Genomic DNA, 22,128 nt, shown 5'->3' on the forward strand with positions numbered 1-22,128 from the left:
TTGACACTGATTTACCTGCTTACGTTTGCCCTGTTTATCTTTTACATCGGCAACACCGCAGCCGGTATCAGCCGACGGTCGCTGACCGAATGGCTGCTGGTTTCTTTTATTCTCTTTACCGGAAGCGTCATTCTAACGGGTTTCTGCCTGTCGGCGCTGTATATGACGGCTTCCACGCCGGTCTGGGCATTCTCGGTTTTCCTGACGGCGACGGTTTTACGGGTCGTATTCGGTAGACTGGTCCATCAGCCACGGTGGTCGGTGGTCCGCCTGATCCGGGATCGGGGAGAAACTTTCAGCAACTGGTACCGTACGCTGTCGGTATACCTGAAGATCCTGTTTGCCGCGCTGCTGGCTACACTGGCTATTATCGCCGTTACCAACCTCCTGCTCGTTCTGCTGACACCTCCCAACGAATGGGATAGCATGACCGGCCACCTCAACCGCGTGATGCAGTACATTCAGCGCGGCACGATGCGGCATTTTGGAGGCACAAACTGGAACATGGACACCTACCCCAAAAGTGTCTGCACCATCCAGATTTATTCGTTTCTGATCACGGGCCGCTTCGAAAATGCCTTCAAGCTGGTCCACCACCTGTCGTACTGGATGGCGATTGTGGCGGTTTTTGGGATTTCCCAACGGATTGCCCGCAACCTGTCGGCCAGCTTTTTTACCGCCATCTGCTACGCGTTGCTGCCCGATTTTCTGATGCAGGCCGTTACGACCGAAACGGACATCGTGCTGACGGCTTACATGGGGAGCTTCATTTATTTTCTGTTTGCTTTCCGCGAATCCGGCACGCCCGTAGCCCGTGACAATCGGTTTCTGTATCTGGCCGGAATGGCCTTTGGAATCGCGTATGGGCACAAAGTCACCTTCACGCTCCTGTTGCCGTCGATGTTCGTCATCATGATCTACACGGTATTCTGGGCTCCCACGGTTTCGGTTTTCCTGAATCGACTGACGTACGCCGTGCCCGCTTTTATCGTGGGTGTGTGTCTGTGGATGCTGCCGACGGGGTACCTTAAAAACATCGAAGTGTTTGGCCACCCTATCGGTCCGCCGACCTCTCTTCGTCACCAGTCGGTTGAACGGGCCGGAACGCTGAGCAACCTGTTCGAACAAGGTAGCCGGAACGTGATTCGGTACGGGTACGATCACATCAACCTCGACGGGTTGCGCAACACTCAGTGGGGCCTTGATCTGAACATCGCCATGCGAAAACCGCTGGTCAAGCTGGAGGAAGTAACGAAAATGCGGTTGGACGAAGAAACCGACTTCTCCATTTTTCCCTTCGTTTTCAGTCGGCGGTTCGAGTTTTACAACGCCAACCCGTATTGGGGCATCATCGGTTTCGGCCTGATTTTGCCGTTGGTTTTTGTATCGTTGATCGGTCTGATGCGCTCGAAGGCCCACTTTTTTCTCGCCATTGCCTTCGCGCTGCATTTTCTGGCTCTCTCCTACTCGGCCCCGTACGACCCGTTCAAGGGGCGGTATTTTATCGAAACCGGTTTTCTGGGCTCTTTATTTCTGCCCCTTTTGTTTACCAACCGCTGGCTCGGCGTTCAGCAGCCGGGGCGGATTGTGCTCAAAGCGTACGTGGGTCTGGTGATTGGCGTCGGCTGCCTGTCGGCGCTGCTGACGGTTTTCCTCAATGAGCGTTGTCTGCCCCTGTCGGCCTACGGCCATCCGTCGGCTTTTCAGTCGGAGCGGATGTACATGCAGATGCTGTTCCGGCCCGATAGCTACGTTCCCTACAAACGGTTTGACGAACTGGTTCCCGAGAATGCAACGGTGGCGCTGGGGACCATCAACGACGACTTTGAATATCCGCTTTACGGCAAACACCTCTCCCGGCGGCTGATTCCAATCAATCCGTTCGAAAAGGGTGTGCAGCCGATTCCGAAAGAAGCTGATTACCTGTTTTTCTCGAAAAACGTCATCAAACCGCAGCCGGGCGACCTGCGCCTGGGTACCGACACCACCATGACGCACCTGATCGTGCCCGGTGAGGATTATTATTTACGCAAGCTTAAGTAAACACACCAACGGATATGACGATTGCCATCATGCAGCCCTATTTCCTGCCCTACATCGGCTACCTGCAACTGATGAACGCCGTTGATAAGTTTATCATTTACGATGACGTTGCGTTCATCAACCGGGGCTGGATCAACCGGAACCGGATTCTGGTTAACGGCAAAGACCACCTGATCACGGTTCCGCTTAAAGACGCCAGCCAGAACAAACAGATTGCCGACATCCACCTGAGCGACGATCCGAAGTGGCGGTCCAAACTTCTGCAAACCATCGGCCAGAGCTATCGGAAAGCGCCTTTTTACACAACGGTCTACCCCTTACTGGAAAAAATAGTAAACTTGGAGGTTCATACGATTGCTGATCTGGTTCGTGGTAGTTTTGTGTTCATTAATGACTATCTCGGCATTCAAACGGAGATTGTTCCGTCATCGGATCGTTATCATAACAGCGACCTCAAAGCCCAGGATCGGATTCTGGATATTTGTCGCCAGGAAAAGGCCGATCGTTACATCAACCCCATTGGCGGGATGGAACTCTACGACCGGCAACGATTTACCGAAGCGGGCCTGGAATTGTTTTTCATTCAGTCGAAACGGGTCGACTACCCGCAGTTTCAGAATGAGTTTGTCCCCTGGCTTTCCGTCGCCGACGTCCTGATGTTCAACGACGTTCCGACGGTGCAGAAAATGCTGGGGGCATTTGAATTGGTTTAACGTTGAATGACTGAATAGCTGCCGCCCTAAAAAGCGCGATCTTTGATTCTACTCACTCATTCAAAATTAGCTACCCACATGGCAAAGGTTGTTATTTTTGGTGTTTTGGACACGGCCGAACTGGCGCATTTCTACCTGACGCACGACTCGGAGCACGAGGTTGTTGCCTTTACCGTAAACCAGGAATACTTGAAGGAAGTGGAGTTTAAAGGACTTCCGGTGGTTCCGTTTGAAACGGTAGAAACCATCTATCCCCCGCAGGAATTTAAGTTTTTCGCGCCCATGACGGGCCGGAAAATGAATAAGAACCGGGAAAAAGTGTACCTCGACGCCAAAGCAAAAGGGTACGAATTTATTTCCTACGTCAGTTCGAAAGCCACCCTGTTCAACAATCCGATTGGCGAGAACTGCTTCATTCTGGAAGACAATACCATTCAACCTTTTACCACGATCGGCAACAACGTTGTTCTGTGGAGCGGCAACCACATCGGCCACCACGGCCAGATCAAGGATCACGTGTTTTTTACGTCCCACATTGTGCTGTCGGGCCACTGCGTCGTTGATTCCTACTGCTTCTTTGGGGTCAACAGCACCATTCGGGATTACCTGCACATCGCCGAAGGAACGCTGGTCGGGATGGCCGCTGCGGTCGTTAAATCCACCGAACCCTGGGGCGTCTACATGGGTAACCCCGCCGAAAAAAAACCGGTACCGAGCCATAAAGTGTATTGAAAAAGATCTTGTTTATCGGCCACGATGCCAACCGGGCCGGCGCGCAGTTGGTGTTGTTACAGTTGCTCCAGATGCTGAAGCAACGAAACATCCCAACCCATTTGCTGCTGGGTGACGGTGGCCCGCTGGAAACCGAATATCGGGAAGTGACCAGCGTGACAAAATGGCCCGAACCCGTTCGGCAGCTCTACAGCCGCCGGATTGATCAGCTTCTTTATCTGCTGCGCATTGGGCAATGGCTGCACCGACGCAGGGAACAACGACGCTGGCGAGCCTTCGAAGACGAGCTGCGGTTGCAGAATCTTGGTCTGGTCTTGGTCAATACGGTTACGAACTCCGGACTTTACCGGCAAATCCACGAATTGATCAAACCGCTGCCCACTATTTTGTTTGCGCATGAATTGGAAATGGCAATCCGTCTGTACACGCAACCCGATAACCTGCGGTTCATGCTCGACCATGCCGACCGCCTGATTGCAGTCTCTCGGGCCGTTGCCCACCATTACGTCGATGCCTATGGCTTCAACCCAAAGCAGATCAGCACATTTCAACTGATTGATATTCCGAACCTGCTGCAAAAAATTGAACAGGCGCGTCAGGCGTCGGATGTACTGGCCCAGCACGGAATTCCGGAAAATGCCATCATTATTGGCGGTTGTGGCAACGCGGAATGGCGCAAAGGCAACGATTTGTTCAACGTGATTGCCCGGCAGGTGATCCGCCAACATCCGGATGTACCGGTTTATTTTGTCTGGGTTGGCATGCCGCGTACCGAATTGTACCAGGACCTGACGCTGGATTTGCAAAAAGCCGGACTGAGCGACCGGGTGCTGCTCCTTGAGCCAACCCCCGACGTGTTCCGGTATACCGTGCGTTTTGATATCTTTGCGCTTTGCTCCCGCGAAGACCCTTACCCGCTGGTCGTGTTGGAAGCCGCTCTGAGCGAAACGCCCGTGGTGTGTTTCGAACGGGCCGGGGGAGCACCCGAACTGGTCGAAACCGACGGCGGTTTCGTGGTTCCGTACCTGGACACGGTAGCGATGGCCAACCGGATCAGCACCCTGATTAACGACCCAACCAAACGCCGGCAAATGGGCCAAACGCTGCGGCAGAAAGTCATCGAACGGCATTCTTCCGAAAAAAATCTGGATTCTTTTCTGGCAATCGTCAACCAATTGACCACAACCCTAAATTGATATAGAATCAGTAGCATGACGCTTGCTTTCACCATCTGCTCGATCAACTACCTGGCGCAGGCGCGCACCCTGGGCGATTCCCTGCGAAAAACCAACCCTGACTGGCAGTACGTGATTGGGCTGGTCGATAAGCTGGATCGGGCCAATTTGCCATCTTCGCTCCTGCCTGAGTATCCGATGCTGGAAGTCGATCAGATTGAGATTGAGGACTTCGCGGGCATGTGCGACCGCTACGACATTACGGAACTGAATACCGCTGTCAAACCGTTTTACATCGACTATTTTTTCAAACACCACCCCGAAGCCACCGAAGTTATTTATTTCGACCCCGATATCATTGTCTTCCAGCCGCTTACCCGTCTGAAGCAGCACTTGGCGGAATACAACCTGGTTTTAACGCCCCACATTTGCCAACCGATCAACGACTGGCTAATTCCCAACGAGTTGAATCATTTGAATACGGGAACCTTCAACCTGGGGTTCATCGGCTTACAGAAAACCGAAGAATCGAACCGGTTTGTGCAGTGGTGGAAAAAACGGCTGGTCAACGAATGCCGCATCGACCTTTGCAACGGTTTGTTTGTCGATCAGCACTGGGTAAATTTTGCACCGATTTATTACGATCGGGTCTGGATTGAAAAGCACCCGGGGTACAATGCTGCTTACTGGAACCTGCACGAACGGTCTTTCTCGGCGCCAAACGGGGTCTGGCGCGTCAACGAAACGGCGGATCTGCAGTTTTTCCACTACAGCGGATACGGAGTTCACAAACCGGAGGAGGTCTCCAAATATCAGAACCGGTTTACATTTAAAGACCGGGCCGATATTGTACCGCTCTTCAAACATTACCATCAGCAACTGCTTGATAATCAAAACGAAACTTACCGAAACTACCCCTGCTTTTACATCAAGCCGCCCAAAATCCTGTATTATCAGAAAGTTCGGAGAGCACTGAAATCTCCGCTTCATGCGTTAATTTCGGTGTTGGAAAACCGGTAACCGTCCTGACACACGAATGAATAACTCCCGCAAGAATCCGCAGTTGGCCTGCGTTGTCATCCCGGTTTATCAGTCGTCGCTGACGGATCATGAGCAGATTTCGCTGAGCCAGTGCCTGCGCGTTCTGGGCAAACACCCGATCATTTTAGTGGCTCCCCAGACGCTGGATGTTTCGTATTTGACACAGCCTCATCCGCAGCTTCAGGTTCGGACTTTCAACGAGTCGTATTTCAAGGATATTCAGGCGTATAACCGACTGATGTTGTCTGAGGAGTTTTATCAGGCCTTTACGGATTTTCGATTCATGCTCATTCACCAACTGGATGCGTTTGTTTTTCAGGATGAACTGACCGACTGGTGCCGCCGGGGGTACGATTACATCGGCGCGCCCTGGCTCCGCGACCGCGATTTCTTCGACTGGAAGGATGAAGCGGTTTTCAGCATCAAGAAAAAGATTGCGCTGTGGCTGGATTTGAAGAAGGCAGATGGGGTTACGCCCCGCGAAATCACCTCCCTGAACGGCGTTGGAAACGGCGGCTTTTCGCTGCGGAATGTGTCGTCGCTGCTGCGCTGGATCCGGTTTTTCCGCAAGAAAATCGACAATTACGAAAAAATTCACGCCCATCAATACAACGAAGACGTTTTCTGGGGAATTGAGGTCAACCGGTATTTTCCCCTGTTGAGCATACCGGACTTCCGGACGGCCATGCGGTTTGCGGTGGAATTCTATCCCGAGCGCGCCATTGCCACCTACAACAACGGACATTTGCCCTTTGGATGCCATGCCTGGGATATTCACGGAACCGATTACTGGCGCCCCATTTTTGCAACTTATGGCTACACCATCTGACCCAGCTCGTCCGACCTTATCGGTGGCGCTTTGTACGTATAATGGCGAAGCCTACCTGGATACGCAGTTGCAGAGCCTGCTCAAACAGAGCCGTTTACCGGATGAGTTGGTTGTCTGCGACGATGATTCGACCGACCAGACCCGGACGATTCTGGAGAAATTTGCCGCTGGGGCTCCTTTTCCGGTTTCAATTACCCGGAACGAGGCCCGGTTGGGATACAACAAAAACTTTGAGAAAGCGCTTTCGCTCTGCAACGGAGAACTGATTTTTATCTGCGATCAGGATGACTATTGGTTGCCCGAAAAAATTGAAACGCTCTCGGCTTATCTGATGCAGCATCCGCAAACCGACCTGGTTTTCACCAACGCCGTTATTACCGACTCGAAGTTGAATGACACGGGGCGGTTATTCTGGGATACGGTGCGGTTTACGGCCCCCGTCCGGGACCGCTGGCGCCGGGGTGAAGCCATGGAGGTTTTGCTGGACGGTAATCGGGTGATGGGTTGTGCGTCGGCCCTGCGTCGGCGGTTGCTGCCCGTGTTGTTACCCATTCCGAACCTGCCCAACTATATTTACGACGGCTGGCTGGGTTTGGTTACAGCCGCCAAAGGCACCATCGATTTTTACGAAAAACCGTTGCTCTGGTACCGAACTCACGAAAAGCAGCAGGTAGGCACCCGCCCCCCGGAGGCCGGAAAAGCCGTCAGCCTGAAAGACCGGTTTTCGCGTCCGCACGCCGAAAAGCTGGAGCCGCTGGTGAGTAAGCACCACGAACTGAACGAATTATACAAGCTGGTCTGCCAACGCATTCCAACAAAAACGCCCGGCATCGGGCAATTTGAGCGACGGTTAAGCCATTACGCCCGGCGGAGCACGATGCCCGACGGGCGGATTCTACGGCTGGGGCCGGTGGTTCGGGAATTGCTGGCCGGGAATTATCACCGCTATGCCGATCAGGAGGCCAACCAGTATGCCCCTTATCTGGCGGCTCTGGGCGATTTAGTCGAGTAAAAAACATGATTACATTTCTAACCGTTTGCACCATTCGGCAACTGCCCCAGGCCCTCGCCCTGGGCGAAAGTTTGCATCAACACCATCCGGCGGACTCCTTCGTCATTGGTCTGTGTGATGATCCGTCGCACCTGCCAACCGGTTTTACCATACCGTATCCAACTGTGCTGCTGAGTGACTTATCGATTCCTGATCAGGATCAGTTGTCGCAGCAATACACGCCCGCGGAGTTTGTAGCGGCCTGCAAACCGCTTTTCATCAAACACTTGTACGCCAGGCAGCCCGAGAACACGTGGCTGATCTACCTGGACCCATCCGTCTACCTGTACCAGCCGCTGACGGAGGTCCGAAGCCGGTACGCCGATGCGACGCTCATGCTAACTCCCCACCTGCTAAAGCCGCTAACCGACAACGCTTATCCGGATGAGAAACATTTCCAGAACGTTGGCTTGTACAGTTCCGGATTTGTTGGCCTGCGGCACACCGCCGAAACGACCCGTTTTCTGGACTGGTGGAGCAGCCGGGTGCCGGAACGGGCCTTTGCCCGGCCCTGCGAGGGGATGTATACCGATCAGATCTGGCTGGTACTGACGCCCGGCTTGTTCGAGGGAGTTACGATTGTCAAAAACCCCGGCTGGCATCTGGGTTTGTGGAACCTGCACGAACGGCCAACGGATGAAACTAGCCTGGTTTTTCTGAATTACAAGGGCATTGTTGATCAGGAGGGGTATTTTCAGGCCCAGACGCGCGTCAAGATTTCGGCGTACGCAGCGGTGCAAACACGGCGGCAGGAATACCAGAAACGGTTACGTCAGCTTAACGCACGCGCGGAGTTGAGTGCCATCGCCCCGGCGTACGGCCTTCAACCCTTTAAACCTCCTCTGAAAGGCTGGCGAAAAAAAACCGTGGAGTCGCTCCGCGAAACCGTCCAGTTTATCGAAACCGTTGACGTTCCCCGGAACATGAAATAAAGCACGGACGAAAAGCCGTTAGGGTACTATTTACGGGCGCTGACAGGCCTAAAACCCGGATGCGTCAGAATGCAATTCGGTATTCTGACCTCACCGTTCTTTTCCGTATCTTTGTAGATACATAAGAAAAATACAATTGACCGGGGCCTGATTCCGTTCTAAAACCAGGAGTCCGCCAGCGCAAAACGGTATACCGGGCGCGTTGATGGCTTCCACGCTTGAAAGCACTCCGGGCATATTAATTGCTTATTACCTTTTCAGTCACTTAATCACACGGTGGTTTTTTCAGCGAACAGCCACCGGCAGACAATGATAACCGATTAGTAAAATGCGTGGTTTGTTAGATTACTTTACGCTCCGAAGAATTGATTTAATGCGGATGGTTGTCGGTATTTTAATCAGTCTCAACGGCTATCCACTTATCTTTTTCTTTAAAGAATCGCTGAGGCTGGCACCCGGTAGTACGGCTTTTACGGCCGCTTTCCTGGGGCTCGGCTACCTCCTCATGATTCCGACGACCATCTTCCGGAAGCTGTACCGGTGTAACCCCTTCCTGTTGAAATTCGGAGTTGTCTTTCTGATTTTCTCCATCATTTCCATGTACGTTTATCCCGCGACCTTCTTTGATACCTACACGCAGGATATGCTGTACTACCTGTACATTTTCGTTTTTTTATTTCTGCTGATTAATATTCCCAACGACATCATTGAAGTTTTTATACCTATTACTGTTGCGTTTGCCGTTGTTTCCAACCTGGCCCTGGTTTATGCCCTGCTAACCGACCCGACCTGGACCATCGGATCGCGGGCGGCTATTCAATACGGGGAAGGCGAATACCGTACGGGTAACCCCCACGTGTTTGCCCGCAACGCCCTGATCTGCGTCGTGGCCTGCGGCATTTGGGTAACCCAGCCTAAAACCAACTTCCTGGCCCGCATCTTCGCACTTTTTTCCGGCGTTTTCAGTATGGGTATCCTGGTTCTGACGCAGGTACGTTCCAGTATTCTGGCCTTGGGTATCATCATTTTTCTATTTCTGTTTTTCAACGTCCGGCCCGCACAAATCAAATCTCTGCTCCGCCAGTTGGTACGTCCGGCATCGCTGGTCATCCTCGGGCTGGTCTTTATCGGTATTTCCTATTTTATCCGAAGAAACTACGACCTCTACGCGGTTTTATACGGGTACGCGGTGGCCTTCATTGAGCGAAACATGGAGAATGTTTACGCGGTGTTTGGGCTCAAAGCATCGGACAACTTCTCGGCTTCGCTGGATGCGTCGGCCAGTAACCGGGCCACCAGCTTTCTCTACCTACGCATTCTGCTGGAGGGTCACCTGAACGTTATTTTATACGGCCAGGGTTATAAATCCGTTTACCTGGACGTTCCGTTGCTGGAAGCGCTGGTAAATCACGGATTTGTTGGTTTCGTTATTTTTGCCTGCCTGATTCTGTCCATGCTGGTTTACAGCCTGAAAGCCATGCGCGATAATCCGGATCCGCTTTCTACCTTCCTGGCCTATTTTTACATCTACATGTTTGTCCAGATGTTTACGGTTGGCCGACCGTACGAAATGGCCCACTGGCAACCGTTGTGCATGATGATTCGTTTTATCGGAATCGATCACCTTTTCCCGGCCCGTTTACTCAACCGACCACCCAAACTGGCTCCCCAGCTCACCTGAACTCGGTATTTTCATTACGCACAAAGCCTAAAACGTTATGAACTTAAACGATGTTAGAACGACGCTCAGGAACCTCGAATTCTCGGCGAAAAAGCGGCTCGGTTATTTTTCCAAAGTTGCCGTTGACCCAACAGCTCTCCCCGCCGAGAAGGTAGGCAGTACCTACGGAAGCTGGTATTTGTTGAAAAAATTCCTGACGCCCCAAAGCATCGTTTACTCATTCGGAATCGGGTATGATTTCACGTTCGGTGCCGCATTGACCGAGCGGTATGGCTGCCACGTTTACGCGTTTGACCCTACGGAAAACGTGTTAAGCTGGCTTGACAACCAGCCATTGCCCGAAAAGTTTCATTACAAAGGACTCGCCCTTTGCGACCAGGATGATACGCTCACGTTTTACACCAATCCTGAAAGAAAGCATTTTAATCACGCCAAAGACGACGAGGTAGAGGAAGTACAAGTCCAGGCTTCGACCATCACCACCATCATGAATGACCTGGCTCACCAACGGGTTGATCGGGTCAATCTGGACGTTGAAGGCTCCACATATAAGGTACTCGATCATTTTATCGAAACGGATTTCAGACCCCGGCAACTACTGGTTGAACTTCACCACTTTTTCACCGGCAACGGCGTAACGGAATCTTCCATTCAGAAAGTAAAGGAGTTTGGTTACAAGCTCTTTGCCATTTCACCTTCCTATACCGAGTTTAGTTTTATCGCCCGGCCGCCTAAACCGTTTTATTGCTTTGCCCGCTAACACGCCCGGGCGCGGTTTGGCCCGTAACCACGGAATGAAAATTTTGATTGTTCACAATATTTTGTGGGCGCACTACAAGGCAACGGTTTTCAGCGAACTCCACCGCCTGGCTTCCAGCTATAAGGCCGAGGTACACGTTCTGCAAATTGCCCAGAGCGAACAATCCCGGGCGCTGCTGGGCAAACCCGACCAACTGCCCGACCAGTATAGCTACGAACTGCTTTTTGACACTTACATTGAGCAGGTCAGTACCCCAGCCAAAATCCGGGCACTGGTGGCCCGGATGCGCGCCTACCGTCCGGATGTTCTCCTGCTCACGGGCTACTATGATCCCGCCCAGATTGCGCTGATGGTGCTTGCCAAACTCAGCGGCATTAAAGTGGTTATTCAAACCGAATCAACCCCGGTCGATCAGGTCCGGAGCGGACTTAAGGAATGGTTTAAAAGCCGCGTCATTGCGATGGCCGACGGCTTTTTTTGCTTTGGCACTCCCCAGGCCAACTACCTGATTCAGTTGGGCGTTCGTCCGGACCAGATTCTGGTTGCCCAGAATGCGGTAGTTGATAATGCAAAACTGCGGCAGGTGTACGAACAGGCCCGGCCCACCCGAACGGCCAAACAAGCTGAACAGAACCTGCCCCCCGCTAACTTTATTTACGTGGGCCGGTTGGCAGCCGAGAAAAACCTGACGGCCCTGATCGACGCTTTTGTTCAGGCACGGCAAAAAGCCGGCAACCGCGCAAACTGGGGGCTGCTCCTGCTCGGCGACGGACCGGAAAAAGGGGCAATCCAGGCCCAGATTGACCGGCTTGGCGCCCAGGATTCGGTTAAAATACTACCCAACCAACCCTGGTACCGCGTTCCCCAGACGCTGGCGCTGGCGGATGTCTTGGTTTTGCCCAGCTTGTCGGAACCCTGGGGATTGGTTGTTAACGAAGCGATGGCCTGCGGGATGCCGGTTGTGGTGTCCGACCGTTGCGGCTGTGCGCCCGATCTGGTGAAAAACGGCCAGAATGGTTATATTTTTGACCCGGCCCGACCCGAAGAGCTGACCAGCTGCCTGCTTCGGTTCATTGACGGGCACGCCGACCGGCAGGCGATGGGACGGGTATCGTCGGAGATTATCGCCCATTTCTCGCCCGATACCGTCGCCCGGGAAATGCTGGCCGGATTTGTGAAAGTGACCCGTACTTAGTTATTTCGAACCAACGTATGCGAATCCTCCACATTTGTGCCTATACCTGGTCCATCGGCGGACCGGCCCGGATGATTTACGACCATACGCAGATTGCGGTGTCGGAAGGCCACCAGGTCGATATTCTGAGTCCGATGTCCCCGGGCGATAAGCTCTATCCGGCTCCGGAAGGCAGCCGGGTTATCCCCTGTCTGCGTACCCCCGTAATCAGTCGGTTTTTCCGGGAAGTCTCGCTGGATCTGTACCGGTATTTAAAAGAGAACCGCTCCCGCTACGACATTATCCATTGCCACGGCCTGTGGCACTTTGGCAGCATCGTTCCCTTTCTGGTGAATAAAACCGTTCCAAAAGTTGTTACCATTCATGGCGTGCTGGACGCCTGGGTGCTGAAGCACAGCCGCTGGAAGAAAGCCCTGATGGACGTTCTGATCCAGAAAAAGCTGCTGGCCGAAGCCGATCTGGTGCACATTTTGAACGAAGACGAGCGGCAGGACGTGGAGCGCTATCTCGGGTATAAGCATCCGAGGGTGGTGCTGGTGCCCAACGGTATTCCGGTTTCGGATTTTGCCAATCTTCCCCCCCGCGGGCTTTTTCGGGAGAAATTCGGTCTCTCAGCCGATCAGCGAATGGTGCTGTACATGAGCCGCCTGAACAGTAAAAAAGGTCTTGATCTGCTGCTGCCTGCCTTTCGGGAGTACTGCCGATCCCATTCGGATGCGGTGCTGGTGCTGGCCGGCTCGGACGACGGTTATCAGCAGCAGGCCGAACAGTTTATCCGGCAGAATGGTCTGGAGAAGCAGATCCGGCTGGTGGGAATGCTGACCGGCGAAACCAAACTAATGGCCCTGTCCGACGCGGACGTTTTCGTGCTGCCGTCGTACTCCGAAGGGTTGTCGATGGCGGTTCTGGAGGCTATGGCCGCCGGCGTTCCAACGTTGATTTCGGACCGGGTGGGGCTGGGTCGCCAGGTGGGCCAGATTCAGGCGGCCTGCCTGACCGATCTGAACCCGGAAGCGATTTGCAAAAACCTGGACGACCTTTTGCATAACGCATCCTACGCCGAAACGATCCGGAACAACGCCCGGCAACTCGTCCAGTCAAAATATGACATCAATGTAGTGGGCAACCAGCTGATTGACCAGTACAGAAGCTTAGTTTTCAGCTCTGAATCGCACCGCGCATGAGTAGCATTTCCGTTATCATTCTGACGCACAACGAGGAGAAGCACATTGGCCGGTGCATTGCCAGTCTGCTGCCGTTTACCGATCAGATTTTCATTGTCGACTCCTTTTCCACCGACCAGACCGTTCAGATCGCCCGGTCGATGGGGGCGGTCGTCGCCCAGAATCCGTGGGTCAACTACGCCACGCAGTTCAACTACGGTATCCGGCACACCCCTTTTCAGACTACGTGGCTGATGCGGATGGATGCCGACGAGTACGTTATGCCCGAACTGGCGACCGAAATCAAAAACCGGCTGGGCACACTGCCCGCCGACGTCAGCGGTATCTACGTCAAGCGCCGGGTTATGTTTATGAACCGCTGGATGAAACACGGGGCCTACTACCCCATCTGGCTGCTCCGGCTCTGGCGCAACGGCCAGGGGATTTGCGAAGAAACCTGGATGGACGAACACATCAAGCTCTCGGCGGGCCGTTCCATTCAGTTTGAGCACGACATTGTGGATCATAACCTCAATAACCTGACGTGGTGGACGCAGAAACACAACCTGTATGCCATTCGGGAAGTCATCGATATTTTAAACATTCGGTATAACTTTGACCAGTCGATTCGGGTTGAACCCAAATTGTTCGGCACGCAGGAACAGCGAAAACGGTATTTGAAACTGCGGTATGCGTCGCTGCCGCTTTTCACGCGGCCGGTGGTCTACTTTTTGTACCGGTACATTCTGCGGCTGGGCATCATCGATGGTCGGCCGGGGCTGATGTGGCATTTTTTGCAGGGACTCTGGTACCGGTTCCTGGTGGATGCCAAACTTTACGAAGTTTACCACCGCGTCGGTACTGATAAACAAGCGATTATTGAATTCTTCAAGACAGAATATGGAAAAGACCTCCTGGCTGAGCGGCCAGGCCAGCACTGACCTGTCGGTGTACGACAACAGCTGGTGGAAGCCCGGACCAAAATGGAAAATTGTGCTGTGGTTTCTGGTGAGCTCGGTTACGATCAATTCGTATCTGCCGCTTCCCATCAGCGTAAAAAAGTGGATTTTAACGCTTTTTGGGGCAAAAATCGGCAAGGGACTCGCCATTAAACCCGCCGTGAACATCAAGTTTCCCTGGCTGCTGACTGTTGGCGACTACGTCTGGATTGGTGAACACGTCTGGATCGATAACCTGGCCCCGGTCACGATCGGCAACCACGTCTGTATTTCGCAGGGCGCCGTTCTCGAAACCGGGAATCACAATTACCGGAGCCGAACGTTTGATCTGTTCATCAAACCCATCCAGTTGGAAGACGGCGTCTGGCTCGGCGTCAAATCGATTGTCTGCCCGGGTGCCAACTGTGCCTCCCACTCCATTCTGACGGCCGGTTCGGTGGCGACCCGGCCGCTCGAAGCCTATGGTATCTACCAGGGCAACCCGGCGGTTTTGGTTAAAAAACGCGAAATTTCATGAAGGTAACCATCATAACGGTCGTTTTTAATGGCGCGGCCACGATCCGGGACAGCATCGAGTCGGTGCTGAACCAAACGTACCCGAACATTGAGTACATCGTCATCGATGGACGATCAACGGACAACACCGCCGACATTGTCCGCTCCTACGGTTCGCGCATCACCCGGTTTGTTTCGGAACCCGACAAGGGCCTCTACGACGCCATGAACAAGGGCCTGCGACTGGCAACGGGCGATGTAGTGGGGTTTATCAACTCGGATGATTTCTACAAGCACAACCAGGTGGTGGAGAAGGTAGTACGGCTTTTCGAAACCACTGACTGTGACGGCGTTTACGGCGATGAAATTTACGTTAATCCGGTTAATACCGAGAAGATAGACCGGTACTGGAAGGTGGGCGAGTACAAAGAAGGTGCCTTTCTGTGGGGTTGGATGCCGCCCCACCTGACCTGTTTCATCAAGCGGTCTGTTTACGAGAAGCTGGGCGGCTACACGCTCGAGCTGAAAAGCTCGTCCGACTACGAACTACTGCTGCGCTTTATTCACAAGAATAAAATAAAACTTAGTTATCTACCCGAAGTTACGGTAGCAATGCGGTCGGGCGGGGTCAGCAACGCAACCCTCAAACACCGGTGGCGGGCCAACCGCGAAGACCGTCAGGCCTGGCGCATCAATGGCCTCCGTCCTTACTTTTTTACACTTTTATTAAAACCGCTGAGAAAATTGGACCAGTTATTGCCGAAGTTCTGAAAAATAGTCGTTTTTTGCACCGCATGATAAGTTTAGCAGCCATACAGTCAATATTTATTGTACAAAAATTATAAAACGGTAACATTTACAGGCTGTCTTATCAGCGGTTTTATAGTAGAAGTATTATCACACCTGCCATATGAATCTTGAATTACTTCTTTCTTATATCCAAAATAAGCTCGCCGACGACTTGTTCCAGCTGGGTCTTTACCAGTGCATGTTGTCATTTCTGGTGGCTTGTTTTGTGGCCGTTGTCTCAATCCCCGTTGTCATTAAAATATCAGAATTGAAGTTTCTGATGGAGAAACCCGGTCACCGGAGTTCCCATAAAACGGCCACCCCAACCTTTGGCGGTATTTCCATTTTTGCGGCTATCCTGATTAGCTACTTTCTCTGGCCGGCCATCGACCAGACTGATATCTACCGCACTAACCTGTCAATCGTCGGCATGTCGATTCTGTTTTTTATCGGAATCAAGGACGACATGGTGGGCATTGACCCCAACAAGAAAATTTTCTTTCAAGTGCTGCCGTCGCTGATTCTGATCTTCTTCGGTAAACTTCGCATCGATTATTTATACGGTATTTTTGGCCTGTATCACATCAACGACGTCTTTTCCGTTCTGATCACCTGCCTGATTTTCATTACAATCATCAACGCCATTAACCTCATTGACGGCATTGATGGCCTGGCGGGCGGCATTTCCACGCTGGCGAGTCTGACGTTTGGCAGTTGGTTTCTGCTCACCAACCACTTTGCCATGGCGTGTCTGGCCTTTACGCTGGCCGGTGCACTGATTGGTTTTCTTCGGTTTAACTTTTCGCACACCAGCAAGATCTTTATGGGCAATACGGGCTCGCTGATTTTGGGCTTTCTCCTGTCGTTTTTTGCCGTGCGATTCATCAACCTGAACAACTCCTTCCGGTTCGATCCGACCTCGTTCTTCAACGCCCCGATCGTGGCCATCGTCATTTTAATTGTGCCAATTTTTGATACGCTGCGGGTCTTTCTGGTGCGGATCATGGCCGGTCGGTCGCCGTTTTCTGCGGACCGCAACCACATGCACCACATCATGATTGATAACGGCCTGTCGCACGCGGCTGCAACAGCGACTCTTTGTGCCGTTTCGCTGGTGAATACCGTCCTGTTCTTCCTGTTTCACCGGGATATTTCGAATACCGTTTCGCTATTTATTCTGATCGGCATGTTCTTCTTATACATGGCCGTCGGCGTTTTTCTGAAAATGCGGGCGCGCGTGCGGGCCATTGACAAGCCGCGCCGGAAAGGATTGTATCTTAGCCAGTTGACCAACGCTTTTTCGGGCAGGAACATTCTCCGGTATCTATAAGACGGATCTGACCGATTACTCCCGGAAACAATTGGCGGGCCAGCTAGTTATATCTCCACAATCAGAATGTATGCATTATGGAAGATCAGACTAGACAATCGGTGAATTCCAATTCCCGCAGAACCGACTATAATCGTGAGTCACAGACTTCGGAGGAACCACAGGAGATCCCGCCCCTTTCTGAGGCTGACACCGCTCCCATGTTTACGGATCTGGGCTTAGGTGCTGAAGATCCATACAACAAGGGGAAAGATGAAGCGATGGATACGATGCTGTATACCGATACGCACACGGCCATCAACACAACCGAAAATCGTTCTAATTCGCTGACTTATGAGGGTGATATTGATGACTTGACGTCAGAGATTGACCCGGAAGAAGAATTCTAAGCACTTTTATACAAAAAAAAGGCTTGCCGGATGGTAAGCCTTTTTTGTTTCTGATTCAGCCATCGAGCTCAAAGCCAATTTCAGCGTTTAGCCAAAAAGCCGTTGGTCCTGTTTGGCCCATGTAACCGCTTTCTAAAAAGGGTAGATTTCCCCTTGTACTTCATATGACATCAGACTAGTTTAGTTACTCAAGCGCCGTGTCAAATTCGACTTATCCGCTACTCATCTGCAGAAGGGATTGGAAATGGGCGGTATTACTTTACCACAATTGACCTTCATCCAATCATAAGTTATGGAAACCAATCTCTCTGAAATTCAGGAAAGACTTTTAGACATCCGGGCGGTCATGGACGAACACGTCGCCAGTAACCAGCTGCTAGACCTTCATACGCTTGGCCAGATTAAAGTCCAGATTCTGGATTTGCTCACGGTTACGGAACTGCTGATCGTAACGAATCAGACGAGTGGCTCCTCTTCAGAGGATGGCCAGGCGTAAGCCTGACTCTCCTTGCCCGGCGTGGTGAGTCAGGCCGCGGGTCAGATGGAGTGCTGGCCTTCGTTTTTGAGTTTTCCTTTCATGGCCTTGCGCAGCTTTTCAACTTTGGGCATGGAAACGCTCCGGATATATGGCTGATTCGGGTGCAGTTTGCAGTAATTCTGGTGGTAACCCTCTGCGGGATAAAACGCCTTCAACGGCAGCACTTCCGTGACTACCGCATTTTTGTAATGCCCGGAAGCGTTGGTCCGCTGGATTGCGGTTTCGATGGCTCGCTTTTCTTCCGGCGTGCGGTAAAAAGCAACGGAGCGGTAATCCCGGCCAACGTCGGGGCCCTGCCGGTTCAGCGTCGTCGGATCATGACCCGCAAAGAACGCTTCAAGCAAATCGTTGTAACTGATCACTTTAGGATCATAATAGACCTGAACTGATTCGGCATGACCGGTTTCGTCGGTGCCTACCTGCTCGTACGTTGGATTTTTGACGTGGCCACCGGCGTATCCCGAAACCACCTCCCGGACCCCGCGAAGCTGATCGAAGCCTTCTTCCTGCGCCCAGAAACAACCACCCGCAAACGTTGCGACGGCCTCACCGGGTTTGAGCGCCGGAAGTTTGGCCGGCGTAGTATCCTGCGTTTGGGCGGGCGTACAGCCCACCAGCAGTAAAAGACCTAAAACGACACCCTGAATGGTTTTCATAAACGGTATAAGTTTGTATCTATATAACAAAAGTAGAAACAAGCCCGTTCATGGACGCGTCATCACCTGCTTCAGCGGGCGTGGATCTGGAGTGATCGTTTAAACCGGTTATTTTACTGCTGGGGCATATACACGCTAAACGTAGCTCCCTGACCAGGCTGGCTGGTGGCTGTAATGGCTCCGCCATGGTTTATAACCACCTTCTCACAAATCGCTAATCCAATACCAGTTCCGGCAAACGTGCTTTTACCGTGCAGGCGCTGGAAGACCTGAAAGATCCGGTCCACGTATTTCTCTTCGAAACCAATACCATTGTCGGCTACATCAATGCGGTAATACGTTTGTGCCGGACGGACGGGCTTCACCAATACGGGCAGATCGCTGGCCGCTACCGGCTTACCGTAAATCTGGATGACGGGATGGACGCCCGGCCGGTGAAACTTCAGGGCGTTGCTCAGCAGATTCTGGAAAAGCTGACCCAGCTGGGAGGCATCCCCGTACACGGTCGGCAAGGAGTCGACCTGCACTGTTGCACCGGTTTCTTTGACAACCAGTTCTAAATCGTTGAGAGCCGTACTGACGATCCGGGTTAATGACACGGGCTGGCTGGCTTCCTGCCGGGTTGAAATCCGGGAATACGTCAGCAAATCCTTGATCAGCACGGACATCCGGCCAGCCGCAGCCTGCATTCGTTTCAGGTGATCGATGCCATCGCCCAGTACATCCCCATAGTGAGCGTTCAGCAGGTCACTGAATGCCTGTATTTTTCGCAGGGGCTCCTGCAAGTCGTGGGAGGCAACGTAAGCAAATTGCTGCAAGTTGTCGTTGGACCGCCGTAAATCGTATACGGATGCCTGCAACTGCTGGGTACGCTGCTGAACCTGCTCATCCAGGTCCGCCGAAAGCTGACGATACCGGGATTCGCTGGCCGCCAAATCCTGATTTACCCGAACCAACTCCGTCACTTCCGTGCATATCTCCAGCACACCCGTGATGGCATTGCCCTCGTAATAAGGCGTCAGCAGCACGTTGAAATAACCCGTTTGCACCTGCCCCCCCCGTTGTACGGGTAGGGCTAGCCCCCAGCTCTGATCCGAAACTCCGGTTTGATACACCTGCCGACACCGTTCCACCAGCACCTGGTCCCGCAGTTCGGGCAAAGCGTCCACCAGCGGTTTTCCTAGAATATCAGCCTGCCGTTGAACCAGCTCCAGCATCGATTCATTGATCAGTTCAATGGTCAGGGCTTCGCCTTTTACCAGCAGCATCGCAACCGGAGCCTGCTGTACCAGATTGCGTAAACGCTCTTCTACCTGCCGGCGCGACTGATTCAGCATAATCTGCGCCCGCACTTTCGTCAGTAACTCCTGCCCCGAAAAGGGTTTAACCAAATAATCATCGGCTCCCGCTTCCAGTCCATCGATGCGGGCTTCCTGCCCCGCCCGGGCCGACAGAAAGATGAGCGGAATTTGGGCCGTCGCAGAATTTTGCTTGAGCTGACGCAGCAACTCCTTGCCGTCCATCACGGGCATCATGATATCGCTCAGGATCAACTGCGGCAACTGACGGCTCAACTGGTCAAGGGCATCGGCTCCGTTGGTAGCCGTATAAACCGTGAAATACGGTTCCAGCAAGCGGCTCAGATAAGCCCGCATATCGGCGTTGTCGTCCACCACCAGGATGCTCGTGGACTTGCTGACTTCATTGTCGGTCGCGGGGGTTTCCGCCAGCGAATTTGACGGTTTATCGTCTTCCAGCATGGTGCTGGCTTCCTTCAGAAACGAATCGGCCAGTTGACTCATGCCATTCCAGGTTGACGTTTCCAGAATCTGACCGGCCGGCAGGTGCTCTTTGCCCAATGGCATCCGCACCGTGAAGGTACTGCCCTTTCCTTCAGCGCTTGTTACGGTTATTGTTCCCGCATGCAGCCGCACCAGTTCGTGAACCAGGGAAAGACCGATTCCACTGCCCTCGTAGGTGCGCCCGCCGGCGTTTGCGACCCGGTGGAACCGTTCAAACATATGCGGAAGTTCGTGTTCCGGTATGCCGATCCCCGTATCGGAAACACGCAGAACGGCCGCGTTGTCTTCAGCCGTTAATTCAACTTGAATACCGCCCTGAAGTGTGTATTTGAACGCATTCGATAGCAGGTTGAGCACAATCTTTTCCCACATCTCGGCATCGGCATACACCACAGACGGCAACGGCTGGCAGTTGACGGAATAATCCAAACCCGCCCGTTCGATGAGCGAACGGAAACTGCTGGACAGATCAATGGTGAGAGCGGTCAGATCAAGGGGGCGAAAGCTGGCTTTAACCCGGTTGGCTTCAATCCGGCTGAAGTCGAGCAGGTTGTTCACGAGCTTCAACAGGCGCAGGGCGTTGCGGTGGGTGGCTTCCACCGGCTCTTTATAGTCCGATGCCTGAAGTTCGGCATCCCGCAGTAACTCTTCCAGCGGCCCCAGCATCAGGGTCAGCGGAGTCCGGAACTCGTGACTGATGTTGCTGAAGAAGGCGGTTTTGGCCCGGTCAATGGCCGTTAACGCTTCTGCCCGCTTCTGCTCCTCCTGATAAGCGTAAACGTTTGAAAAAGCGGTATTGATCGTATTTGCCAGCAGTTCGTAGAAATTCAGGTAGTCCTGATCAAGCGCCCGGCGCGGACTGACACCCGCCAACAGGAAACCGACTGGCTGAGCTTTCGTGGATAGAAAAATGGGCAAACGCAGGGCGGTATGCGGGGCTTCAGGATAGGGTCCGGCAGCCAGGGGGCCAACCCGTTGAGGCAACTCATGGATGACCAGTAGTTCGTTTAGATTAGTCAGCCACTCGGTTTGGGCGACGTGTAGTTCCTCCAACCCGGCAGGAACGGCCTGATCGGCCAGCAGACCAACCGTGCTGACCAACCGGGCCAACTGCCCTTCTTCGTGTAATTCGTAAAACAGCAGAAAAGGCAGATCAAGGGCAAAGTCAACCGGTGAACGGGCGAAACTGGTGTAAATATCGGTATTGGTTTTTGCCTGGCTGGTCAGGGCGGCCACATCCCGCAGAACCTGGGTCCGGCGGGCACTCAGCATTTTGTCCGTTGTTTCGGTGATCGGGTGAAAAATACCGCCAACCTCGCCGGATTCGTCCCGGATGGGTGCAAAGGAAAAGGTCATAAAGGCTTCTTCTAGGTACCCGTGCCGATCCAGAAACATACGCTGGTCTTTGATGTAGGTTCCTTCACCATGCTGGCCGCGCGTGAAGGCATCGCCCACCACCGGCAACGCCGTTTCCCAGCAAATCCGGAAGTTCTGACCCATCGACTCAGGGTGTTTTTCCCCGCAGATCGGGCGGTAACTGTCGTTGTAAATCTGAATGGTTTCGGGGCCCCAGGCAATCAGAATCGGGAAGGTTGAAGAAAGACACAGGCTGACGGAAGTTCGCAGACTTTGTGGCCAGGTGGAAGTAGGTCCCAGCGGAGTTTTTGACCAATCCATCGACCGGATCAACTGCCCCATTTCTCCTCCTCCGGCTAAAAATTGTTCTGACGATTCAGTGCCTGTCCTATGTGAAGTGTTTTTCAAAAAAAGCTTTATTGTTTAGGTGGATTGTCAAATATAAAATTGTTCAACTTTATTTCCCGGCGTTTATTGGTCCGTTATTTCGCCGATTTTT

At 52.8% G+C, this 22,128-nt stretch carries 20 protein-coding genes; 18 read left to right on the forward strand and 2 right to left on the reverse strand.

The genetic code is table 11. The features are described from left to right. The 18 genes from OQ371_RS25545 (at position 1) to OQ371_RS25630 (ending at position 17,773) form a co-directional block, all read left to right on the forward strand. Positions 1–2,043 carry an ArnT family glycosyltransferase gene (locus OQ371_RS25545; RefSeq protein ID WP_265991312.1) on the forward strand — a complete coding sequence of 681 codons (2,043 nt, stop codon included), beginning with the start codon at positions 1–3 and terminating at the stop codon, positions 2,041–2,043. A 14-nt stretch (positions 2,044–2,057) separates the two neighbouring features. Then, complete coding sequence (locus OQ371_RS25550) at positions 2,058–2,756, forward strand: WbqC family protein (RefSeq protein ID WP_265991314.1); 699 nt, start codon at positions 2,058–2,060, stop codon at positions 2,754–2,756. 78 nt (positions 2,757–2,834) lie between these two features. Beyond that, the gene (locus OQ371_RS25555; protein WP_265991316.1) at positions 2,835–3,488 is read left to right on the forward strand and encodes an acetyltransferase; all 654 of its coding nucleotides are present in this window, start codon (positions 2,835–2,837) and stop codon (positions 3,486–3,488) included. After that, positions 3,485–4,684 (forward strand): glycosyltransferase family 4 protein, encoded by a 1,200-nt coding sequence (locus OQ371_RS25560; RefSeq protein ID WP_265991318.1) that lies wholly within the window; start codon positions 3,485–3,487, stop codon positions 4,682–4,684. The genes OQ371_RS25555 and OQ371_RS25560 overlap by 4 nt, the downstream gene beginning before the upstream one ends. A gap of 15 nt (positions 4,685–4,699) precedes the next feature. Next, a complete protein-coding gene (locus OQ371_RS25565; protein WP_265991320.1) occupies positions 4,700–5,683 on the forward strand; it encodes a glycosyltransferase family protein in 984 nt (327 codons plus the stop codon). A 16-nt stretch (positions 5,684–5,699) separates the two neighbouring features. Beyond that, complete coding sequence (locus tag OQ371_RS25570) at positions 5,700–6,533, forward strand: DUF5672 family protein (RefSeq protein ID WP_265991321.1); 834 nt, start codon at positions 5,700–5,702, stop codon at positions 6,531–6,533. Then, entirely contained in the window at positions 6,517–7,545 is a 1,029-nt protein-coding gene (locus tag OQ371_RS25575) for a glycosyltransferase family 2 protein (RefSeq protein WP_265991323.1), read from the forward strand. Before OQ371_RS25570 ends, OQ371_RS25575 begins: the two co-directional genes overlap by 17 nt. Before the next feature lie 5 nt (positions 7,546–7,550). Continuing rightward, positions 7,551–8,516, forward strand: a complete 966-nt coding sequence (locus tag OQ371_RS25580) for a hypothetical protein (RefSeq protein ID WP_265991324.1) — start codon at positions 7,551–7,553, stop codon at positions 8,514–8,516. Between the two features lie 328 nt (positions 8,517–8,844). Next, a complete protein-coding gene (locus OQ371_RS25585; protein WP_265991326.1) occupies positions 8,845–10,197 on the forward strand; it encodes an O-antigen ligase family protein in 1,353 nt (450 codons plus the stop codon). 37 nt (positions 10,198–10,234) lie between these two features. Then, positions 10,235–10,957 carry an FkbM family methyltransferase gene (locus OQ371_RS25590; protein ID WP_265991328.1) on the forward strand — a complete coding sequence of 241 codons (723 nt, stop codon included), beginning with the start codon at positions 10,235–10,237 and terminating at the stop codon, positions 10,955–10,957. A gap of 34 nt (positions 10,958–10,991) precedes the next feature. Beyond that, on the forward strand, positions 10,992–12,152 hold the full coding sequence (locus OQ371_RS25595) for a glycosyltransferase family 4 protein (RefSeq protein WP_265991330.1): 1,161 nt from the start codon (positions 10,992–10,994) through the stop codon (positions 12,150–12,152). A 17-nt stretch (positions 12,153–12,169) separates the two neighbouring features. Further along, the gene (locus OQ371_RS25600) at positions 12,170–13,336 is read left to right on the forward strand and encodes a glycosyltransferase (RefSeq protein ID WP_265991331.1); all 1,167 of its coding nucleotides are present in this window, start codon (positions 12,170–12,172) and stop codon (positions 13,334–13,336) included. Next, positions 13,333–14,256 (forward strand): glycosyltransferase family 2 protein, encoded by a 924-nt coding sequence (locus OQ371_RS25605; protein ID WP_265991333.1) that lies wholly within the window; start codon positions 13,333–13,335, stop codon positions 14,254–14,256. The genes OQ371_RS25600 and OQ371_RS25605 overlap by 4 nt, the downstream gene beginning before the upstream one ends. Further along, complete coding sequence (locus tag OQ371_RS25610) at positions 14,216–14,791, forward strand: WcaF family extracellular polysaccharide biosynthesis acetyltransferase (RefSeq protein WP_265991334.1); 576 nt, start codon at positions 14,216–14,218, stop codon at positions 14,789–14,791. Before OQ371_RS25605 ends, OQ371_RS25610 begins: the two co-directional genes overlap by 41 nt. Continuing rightward, the gene (locus OQ371_RS25615; protein WP_265991336.1) at positions 14,788–15,540 is read left to right on the forward strand and encodes a glycosyltransferase family 2 protein; all 753 of its coding nucleotides are present in this window, start codon (positions 14,788–14,790) and stop codon (positions 15,538–15,540) included. The genes OQ371_RS25610 and OQ371_RS25615 overlap by 4 nt, the downstream gene beginning before the upstream one ends. Before the next feature lie 139 nt (positions 15,541–15,679). Then, positions 15,680–16,888 carry a glycosyltransferase family 4 protein gene (locus tag OQ371_RS25620; RefSeq protein ID WP_265991338.1) on the forward strand — a complete coding sequence of 403 codons (1,209 nt, stop codon included), beginning with the start codon at positions 15,680–15,682 and terminating at the stop codon, positions 16,886–16,888. A 77-nt stretch (positions 16,889–16,965) separates the two neighbouring features. Then, positions 16,966–17,277 carry a hypothetical protein gene (locus OQ371_RS25625; protein WP_265991339.1) on the forward strand — a complete coding sequence of 104 codons (312 nt, stop codon included), beginning with the start codon at positions 16,966–16,968 and terminating at the stop codon, positions 17,275–17,277. A gap of 292 nt (positions 17,278–17,569) precedes the next feature. Continuing rightward, a complete protein-coding gene (locus OQ371_RS25630) occupies positions 17,570–17,773 on the forward strand; it encodes a hypothetical protein (protein ID WP_265991340.1) in 204 nt (67 codons plus the stop codon). Positions 17,774–17,814: 41 nt separating this feature from the next. On the opposite strand, the gene msrA is transcribed toward OQ371_RS25630, so the two are convergent. Both msrA and OQ371_RS25640 read right to left on the reverse strand, forming a co-directional pair. Beyond that, complete coding sequence (gene msrA / locus OQ371_RS25635; RefSeq protein ID WP_265991342.1) at positions 17,815–18,471, reverse strand: peptide-methionine (S)-S-oxide reductase MsrA; 657 nt, start codon at positions 18,469–18,471, stop codon at positions 17,815–17,817. 113 nt (positions 18,472–18,584) lie between these two features. Continuing rightward, complete coding sequence (locus OQ371_RS25640; RefSeq protein ID WP_265991344.1) at positions 18,585–21,971, reverse strand: ATP-binding protein; 3,387 nt, start codon at positions 21,969–21,971, stop codon at positions 18,585–18,587. Between the last annotated feature and the right edge of the window lie 157 nt (positions 21,972–22,128).

Origin of the sequence: Larkinella insperata, from assembly GCF_026248825.1 — a bacterium.
In the GTDB taxonomy this organism is placed as follows: domain Bacteria; phylum Bacteroidota; class Bacteroidia; order Cytophagales; family Spirosomataceae; genus Larkinella; species Larkinella insperata.